5 protein-coding genes are annotated in these 8,154 nt (G+C 32.4%); 4 read left to right on the top strand and 1 reads right to left on the bottom strand.

Annotation, left to right across the window (positions count from 1 at the left end):
- Nucleotides 1–76: 76 nt before the first annotated feature.
- The 4 genes from ACTCAF_RS07195 (at nucleotide 77) to ACTCAF_RS07210 (ending at nucleotide 7,135) form a co-directional block, all read left to right on the top strand.
- Nucleotides 77–2,623, top strand: coding sequence for an ATP-binding protein (locus ACTCAF_RS07195; protein WP_463062621.1), 2,547 nt, complete (start codon nucleotides 77–79; stop codon nucleotides 2,621–2,623).
- 68 nt (nucleotides 2,624–2,691) lie between these two features.
- On the top strand, nucleotides 2,692–3,795 hold the full coding sequence (locus tag ACTCAF_RS07200; RefSeq protein ID WP_463062622.1) for a two-component system sensor histidine kinase NtrB: 1,104 nt from the start codon (nucleotides 2,692–2,694) through the stop codon (nucleotides 3,793–3,795).
- Nucleotides 3,765–6,578, top strand: a complete 2,814-nt coding sequence (gene glnE, locus ACTCAF_RS07205) for a bifunctional [glutamate--ammonia ligase]-adenylyl-L-tyrosine phosphorylase/[glutamate--ammonia-ligase] adenylyltransferase (protein WP_463062623.1) — start codon at nucleotides 3,765–3,767, stop codon at nucleotides 6,576–6,578. Before ACTCAF_RS07200 ends, glnE begins: the two co-directional genes overlap by 31 nt.
- Nucleotides 6,575–7,135: a thiamine phosphate synthase gene (locus ACTCAF_RS07210; RefSeq protein WP_463062624.1), complete on the top strand. Its 561-nt coding sequence runs from the start codon at nucleotides 6,575–6,577 to the stop codon at nucleotides 7,133–7,135. Before glnE ends, ACTCAF_RS07210 begins: the two co-directional genes overlap by 4 nt.
- Here ACTCAF_RS07210 and ACTCAF_RS07215 read toward each other — a convergent pair.
- On the bottom strand, nucleotides 7,126–7,911 hold the full coding sequence (locus ACTCAF_RS07215; RefSeq protein ID WP_463062625.1) for an IclR family transcriptional regulator: 786 nt from the start codon (nucleotides 7,909–7,911) through the stop codon (nucleotides 7,126–7,128). The genes ACTCAF_RS07210 and ACTCAF_RS07215 overlap by 10 nt on opposite strands.
- Nucleotides 7,912–8,154 lie beyond the last annotated feature (243 nt).

An 8,154-nucleotide genomic window follows, 5' to 3' on the forward strand; every position in this document is an offset into this window, starting at 1 on the left:
ATATGTTAATGTGTATTAACTAATTGTCGGGTGTGCAACTTTGCAAAAGTTTCTATTTAATTTATTTTTGAGCATTTTGTTTATTGGATTGCTTATCATATCATCATACATTTATGTTGATAAACAATCATATGAAGATACTTTGAAAAATTACAACTCAAAGCTAATTGATGAATTTGAAACCGGTTTTGGCAGTGTATACAGTGTGTTTAAAAATACAAGCGCTGTTCTTTATGAAGGATACATAACAAACGAAGAAATATTGGCTCTGCTTTATAAAGGTATGTACCTTAAACAGGATGCAGAGAAAATAAGAAATACTCTTAAAAAAGAATTTGATAATATTTACACTAAACTTCAAAGTATAGGTTTTTCACAGATTCACTTTCATGACAAAGATGGGTACAGCTTTTTAAGAATGCACAGACCGGAAAAATATGGAGATTATCTTGCATCAATAAGACCGCTAATAAAAGAAGTAATTGAGTCTCATAAGCCAATTGAAGGGTATGAGGTGGGAGTACATGAAGGTGGTTTCAGATTTATATTCCCTCTTTTTTATAACAATACATATATTGGCAGTGTTGAAACATCTGTCCCCATTGATAAATTTCTGGCATATATGTCCAAAGAGCTCAAAAGTGAATTTACCGTCCTTTATCATGAAAAAGCATTATCAGCAATTAATAAAGAAATTTTCAAAAAGAAATTTTTTAGGATTTCATCTGATAATGACTTTTATCTGGATGTAAACCTGCCAAATACAATTATAGATAAATATGCCTACAAAATTATAAGCCAAAATCTTGAAGCCCGGTATAAAAAGAACAAGTCTTTTGTTATTAATCTCACTGATGAAAAAGAGTATTGTTCGCTGGTATTTATAAACCTTGATGCTTACAATAAAGAACATATAGCTCATATAGTACGATACGTAAAATCTCCGGAAATCGGTACCCTGAGAGGTGCCTTTTTTTATAAAATATTTTCTGCAATAACAATATTTGCAATGACCTTTCTTTTTATAGGATTTGTTATTTACAGAAATAAAATACTTTCCGGTGAAATAACAAAAAGAAAGGAAATTGAAGAAAAGCTAAAAGATATAAACAAAAAGTTTGAAATAGTTATAAAAAACAGCGGACAGATTGTTTACGACTACAACACTGAAACTGATGAAATATTCAGAACGGGAGCAATTGAAGAAACTCTGGGCTACAGCGAAGAAGAATTTGGCCGTGGCAGTTACAAATTTTTTAAAAGTATATACCACAAAGATGACATAAAAAATGTAGAAAAATATATTGAAACAATTTTAAAAGAGAATAAAAATTCAAATATAACATACAGGTTGAAAAGAAAAGATGGTACATATGCCACCTTTCTTGATGAATCAACTGTTGTCACCTTCTCCGGGCAAAAACATATATTTGGGGTTATGAAAGACATTACTGAATCTTTAAAAACACAGGAACAATTAAGGCGAGCCCAGCAGCTTGAATCAATAGGAATTCTTGCCGGTGGAATTGCCCATGATTTCAATAATATACTATCTGGTATCTATAACTATCTTGAAATTATGAGGCTTAGTTGCCCTGATGAAAAGACCTCAACCATACTAAGCAAAATATTTGGCTCCTTTGAAAGGGCAAAAAGTCTTACCACTCAGCTTTTAACATTTTCAAAAGGTGGAGAGCCTGTAATCAGACTTTTTAACATTGAAAAACTTGTTAAAAACATTGCCGATTTTTCATTGAGCGGCTCAAGTTTGAAATATGAAATTAAATGTGGTGAAGATTTGCTCTGCTGCCTTGGTGATGAAAATCAAATAGGTCAGGTAATTGAAAATATTATTATAAATGCAAGACAGGCCTCACCATCAAACGGTCTTGTAAAGATATCAATTGAAAATATTTCCGGGGAAAAAGCCAAAAGTATATTTAACAACAATGAACTTAAAAATAAATATTATGCCCTTGTTACCATTTCTGATAATGGCAAAGGAATAAGCGAAGAAAATTTGAACCGAATTTTTGAGCCATTTTTCACAACCAAAGAAAAAGGGCACGGCTTGGGGCTATCAATAGCATACAATATAATAAAAAAACATAATGGGGATATAATAGTGGAATCAGAGCCAGGCAAGGGGACAAGATTTTACATAGCCATTGAAGCATCTGCTGAAAAATGTGACAATCATACCCCTGAAATAAAGAAAGATGGCAGTCAAGTCCTAAACATTTTGATAATGGATGACGAAGAAGATATTTTAAATTCACTTTCAGAACTTTTGCACATTTTAGGTCATAACACATTCTGCGCAAAAAACGGCGAAGAAGCAATCAAGATTTATAAAGAATATCTGGAAAAAGGTGAGAAAATAGATTTATGTATTTTAGATATAACAATCAAAGGTGGTCTTGGGGGGAAGGAAACAATTTCAGAGTTAATAAAAATTGACAAATTTGTGCAGGCTGTAGTTTCAAGCGGGTACAGTGATGATCCGATTATGGCAAATCCCTGCGATTACGGCTTTGTTTCATCAATTCAAAAGCCTTTTAAATTGGAAGAGATAAACAAATTACTCGAACAACTTATAAACCTTAAAAAATTTGACAAGTAAAATATTGAGACACTTTTATTAAAATTAATCTAATTGACAAGATTAAGTTATTTAATTAAAAATCTTTTATGAGAATAAATTTAAACTTAATTTCTGTCTCAATCATAATCCTTGTTTTAGTTCATTTAATGTTTGCTACAATTACTTCAAAGATATTAGTAATAGCCAGTCTGCTTACTGCCCTTGCAGTCTTAATAATCGACTTGTTAGTTAAAAACAAAAAGATGCAACATATCTACTTAAGTTTTACAGACAATATAAAGATTCCGATAATACTAAAAGATAAAAGCGATAAAATTCTCTATACAAATATAGAGGCAAAAAATATTTTTGGTGACACAATTCCTAATGTAAATAAAGACACAACACACATAAAATTAGTCACTTCCAGGGGGCGAAAAAGATTTAATGTGTTGCTGTCTCATTGTAATGATATTGCTTTATATCAATTTTTAGATGTTACTGAGCTTAGCGAATTAAAAAAACAGCTTTATACATCCCAAAATCAGGCCGCAATAGGAATACTGACTTCAGGATTAAGTCATGATTTTAAAAATATGCTTCAAAACATAAACATATATATCTCTCTAATAAAGCGAAGTAAAGACAGTGAAGAAGTTGCCCTGCATTGCAACACGATAAAGCAAATGATAGATGATTCCAACGAGTTTATAAAAAATATACTTACACTTTCAAAAAATCAAAAAAAAGAATTTGAAAAGATAAATCTTGACCAGGTCATCAAAGAAACTGTTTCGCTTATTGAAAAAATTTTGCCGGAAAATATCTCTATTTCATATCTTAATTTTGCATCAGGCTGTGAAATAAAAACTGTTGCCACGATGTTGAAACAGATACTTATCAACCTTGCGCAAAACTCTGCCGAAGCACTTAAAAATACGGAAAAAGCTTTTATTTCAATTGTTGTTGAAAAAACAAGTATAAAACTTATGGATTTTATAAAGATAGATTTCAAGGATAACGGAAAAGGTATAAGTGGTGAAAAAATCGATAAAATATTTGATCCTTTTTTTACCACAAACGAAAAATCCGGCACAGGGCTTGGGCTTACCATGGTAAAAATCCTTGTTAAGGAGCTTGGAGGTTTTATCGATGTCAACAGTAAATATGGAGAGGGGACATGCTTTTCAATATATCTGCCGACACATTGAGAATAAATATTGATTCTTACCTGCAAAATGTTTTTCTTCATTCGAATTTTCTCAGAATTTTTTTTAATAACAATAAGTTAGATAAAGAAACATTGATAGAAGATCTTATGAAAAGAAGGTCAGTAAAAGAGATAGATGAAGATTTTAGAAAAACCGACTTTTTACTTTTAAGTGAGACTGATTTTTTAAAATTTTTAAGGAAAGCAAAATATTATGAATATCTCCTTATTGCTATTGAAGATTTGTGCCTTGAATATCCTATAAAAGATTTAACGGCACATATTTCTTCATTTGCAAAAGTCGTAACAGAAATTTCATACGAATATGCAATTTTTCATATGAAAAAAGATTATGGAACACCGGTTGATGAAAATAATAATGAAATAGATTTTTCAGTAATTGCTCTTGGCAAATTTGGTGGCTGGGAGCTCAACTTTAGCTCTGATATAGACATAATCTATGTATACAGAACGGAAAAAGGGAAGCTTACTGACTCAAAACTGTCTGTTCACGAATTTTTCTGCAAATTAGGTGAAAAAATAAAATATTATCTTAACGAAAGAACTGAAGATGGCATTGTCTACAGAGTGGATTTGAGATTAAGGCCTGACGGTGACATAGGTGACATCGCTTTACCTTTAAGAAGTTATGAAATATATTACGAGTCTTTTGGACAAAGCTGGGAAAGAATGATGCTTCTCAAAGCCCTCCCGGTAGCTGGAAGCGTAAAGCTTGGCAAAGAATTCATTGAAACAGTAAAGCCATTCGTGTTTAGAAGAAGTATTGATACAAGACTGATTGATGACCTGATAAATATAAAATCTAAAATCAACAGCAGGGTAAAATTAAAAAAACAGGGGAAAAATGTAAAACTTGGCTTTGGTGGAATCAGAGAAATTGAATTTATAGTCCAGACCATACAAATCCTAAACTATCCAAAAGACAATAATATATTTAACCGCAATACACTCTCTTCACTTGAAATATTAAAATCCAAAGATATACTTTCGCAATCAGATATATCTATTCTGGAAGAAAGTTATAATTTCTTAAGAAAGCTTGAACACATGGCACAGATAGAGATGGAATTGCAGACTCATGTGGTACCTGAAAATTCCGACAGCTTTCACCTTTACCTCCTTAGATGCGGTTTTGATGATGCAAAAAAATTTGAACAGAAATACAGTCAAATAACGAAAAATGTAAACAACATTTTCCAGAACCTGCTAAAAGATGAGTCTGAAGAAAAAAATGAAATTTTTCTCTTTGATGAGGAACTTCAACTGTCAGACATCTCCTATTTTTTAAAAGAAATGGGACTAAAAAAACCTGAAACCTGTGCGGAAATACTTAACAGGATTATCAATGGAAAAGGTGGACGAAAACGTTCAGCAAAAGACAGAGAACTTCTGAAAAAGATTTTGACACTAATTGTCAAAGAGTTGACTGATATAAACAACCCGGATGAAACTTTACAAAACTTTGAAAAATTTTTCTCAAACCCAACGTCCATTTATCTGTTTTATGACATATTTTCCCAGTCTCAGGCTTTTTTGAGAAAACTAATCAATATTTTTTCCATCAGCCCTTATCTTTCCAGCACAATAATCCGAAACAACAATGTGCTGGATTATATTTATGACCCCAAGTCTTACGATTACAAGTTTGACGAATTGTGCCGACAGTTTTACAGTATAGCCGAACAGGCTGGTGATATAGAATTTGAATACGAAATTATACGTAAAATGCATCAGGAGCTGATATTCAACATTGGTTATGCATATATAAATAAAGATATAAATGTAATTCAACTCATGAAAAATCTTTCAAATCTTGCAAAGGCTGCAATTTGCCTTGCCATAAAACGAGAATTTGAAATTTTAGAAAGCAAATATGGCAAGCCTCTTATTGACAACAAATTCTGCGACTTTCTTATAATTGGAATGGGGAAACTGGGCAGCGAAGAGATGAGCTTTGGCTCTGACCTTGACATTGTTGTCCTATATGAGGGGAAAGGGTTTACAGATGGTGATAAGTCTATCACAAATCAGGAATTTTATTCCAAACTTATTCAGAGAATCATTTCATACTTAAGTACCCAGACAGTATTTGGCTATCTTTATAAAATTGATATGAGATTAAGACCAAGCGGCTCAGCAGGAACACTGGTCACCACACTGGACTCCTTTAAAGATTATCAGGAAAACAAGGCTATGTTGTGGGAAAAGCAAGCTCTTCTTCGTTCTAACGTTATAAATAAGACATCTTCTCTTTCTGAAAGTTTTAAAAAGATAAGGGCAAATGTTCTTTTTGGTAACACTATCACTAAAGAACAGGCAGATGAAATTTATGAAATGAGAATGAGGATTGAAAAAGAAAAAGGCTCCTTGCTTGACAAAAATGATATAAAATCAGGCTATGGAGGACTTACGGATATAGAATTTGCCGTGCAGATGCTTCAGCTCAAACTGGGGTATAAATTTCCTGAAATTAGAAAACCAAATACCCACTCCGTACTGCATCAACTTAAAAATCTTGGACTCATCAAGAATAGAGATTTTTATGCACTTCACAACAGCTACTTATTTTTCAGAAATCTTGAAAATTTAATAAGGGTTTACAAAAACTCGTCTTCTTCCATACTCCCCAATGATACCGATACACTGAACAAATTGAGTACTTTTTTTGGCTACAAACAAAACGGTGCAGAAAAATTGTTAGATGAATTTTTGTCTACCAGAAAAGTAGTAAGGGCAGCATTTAACAGACTCTTCGAAAGATGAAAGAAATAATTTTTATTCTTGATTACAATACATTTAAAAAAAATCTTCTTGAAACAGCCCTTCAATATTCCCCTTTTGCAGATAAAATATGGCTTCGCATCAAAAATATAGATGCAAATGAAATATTTTATTACGCCAAAAATCTGAGGACGTTTTTGCCTGACAAATACCTTATACTCTCAGAAAGGGTTGATATCGCTTCAATGTTGAAATTTAACGCTGTGCATTTAAACAAAGACTGCCATGAGCTTGTGGTATTGAAAAAAAAGTTCAAGTGGCTTGACTTTGGTTATTCCGCTCATAGTACAAATGAAATTTTAAGCATGGAATGTTTTGACTATTTTACATTGAGCCCTTTGTTTGAGACTAAAAAAGACTTCAAGGTAAAGCCAATAGGTGCAGTGGATGTTTCATGGATAAATAAAAACATTTACGCCCTTGGGGGTATTAATCCGGACAACATCGATGAAATAAAAAACAAGGGATACTCCGGAATAGCCGGAATATCCCTTTACAAAACTATCAAAGAGCTAAAGAATTTATTAAATCATCCGTGATAACCAAGTCTTTTTGATATCTCTCTTGCATATTTTTGTGCCACAGGAAGAATTTGATTATTCATTCTGTCATAATCCATTCTGCAGGCTGGCCCCGTAACACTAAGGGCAGCTACAGGCACACCAAGATAATCCTTTACTGGCACGGCAATACATCTCACAGACTCTTCAAATTCTTCATCGTCAAATGCGTAATCCTTTTCAGCCACAACCTTTAAATGTTTTTTAAGTTCTGGCAAAGAAGTTATTGTATTTTCAGTGTATTTTTTCAGTCTTGCTCCCATGTATACTTTATTGATTTCCTCTTCCGAAGCATACGCAAGCTGAATCTTACCGATTGCCGTACAATATGCCGGTGCATCTTTGCCAACCCTTGATACAATCCTCACTGTCTGCTCAGCCTCGACAATATCAAGATAGATAACAGCACCTTCTCTCAAAATTCCTATATAAACAGATTCATTTGTCTCTGCCACAATTTTTTCCATAAATGGCTTGGCCAGTTTCAAAAGCCCAAGTTTGTTAACAAACTTTTGACCGAGATTAAAAATTCCTATCCCAAGTCTGTAATTTTCAGTAAAATTATTCTGCTCAATGTAACCTCTTGACTCAAGTGTTGCAAGTAGTCTAAACACATTGTTCTTATGCAAACCAAGTGTTTTACTGAGCTCGGTAACACCAAACTCTTCTTTTTTTTCAGCAGTTCTAAACACCTCAAAAAGCTGCAATGCATGATATACAGACTGTACCAGCTTTACATTTTGTTTATAAACCATAACTCTTCTCCAACCTTTATTATTAAATAAAATCTTTATAACACACCATATCATCAAAATAGAACGGTGTCAAATTTTTATAACCATAAATTTAAATATTATTGCTGATAATTCATTTTAAACAATATATCAAGAACTTTATGTAAAATTACTGTTATAAACAGACCATATTTAAGAATATATAATCAAATATTTGCTTTTAGAATTTTTATGTATTATAATTAAATAAATTTTTAAAAGGAG

It is taken from the genome of Deferrivibrio sp., assembly GCF_055117995.1.

Coding starts and splice junctions, on each gene's coding strand:
- ACTCAF_RS07200 (WP_463062622.1), top strand. CDS start 2,692: ATGAGAATAAATTTAAACTTAATTTCTGTCTCAATCATAATCCTTGTT.
- glnE (WP_463062623.1), top strand. CDS start 3,765: ATGCTTTTCAATATATCTGCCGACACATTGAGAATAAATATTGATTCT.
- ACTCAF_RS07210 (WP_463062624.1), top strand. CDS start 6,575: ATGAAAGAAATAATTTTTATTCTTGATTACAATACATTTAAAAAAAAT.
- ACTCAF_RS07215 (WP_463062625.1), bottom strand. CDS start 7,911: ATGGTTTATAAACAAAATGTAAAGCTGGTACAGTCTGTATATCATGCA.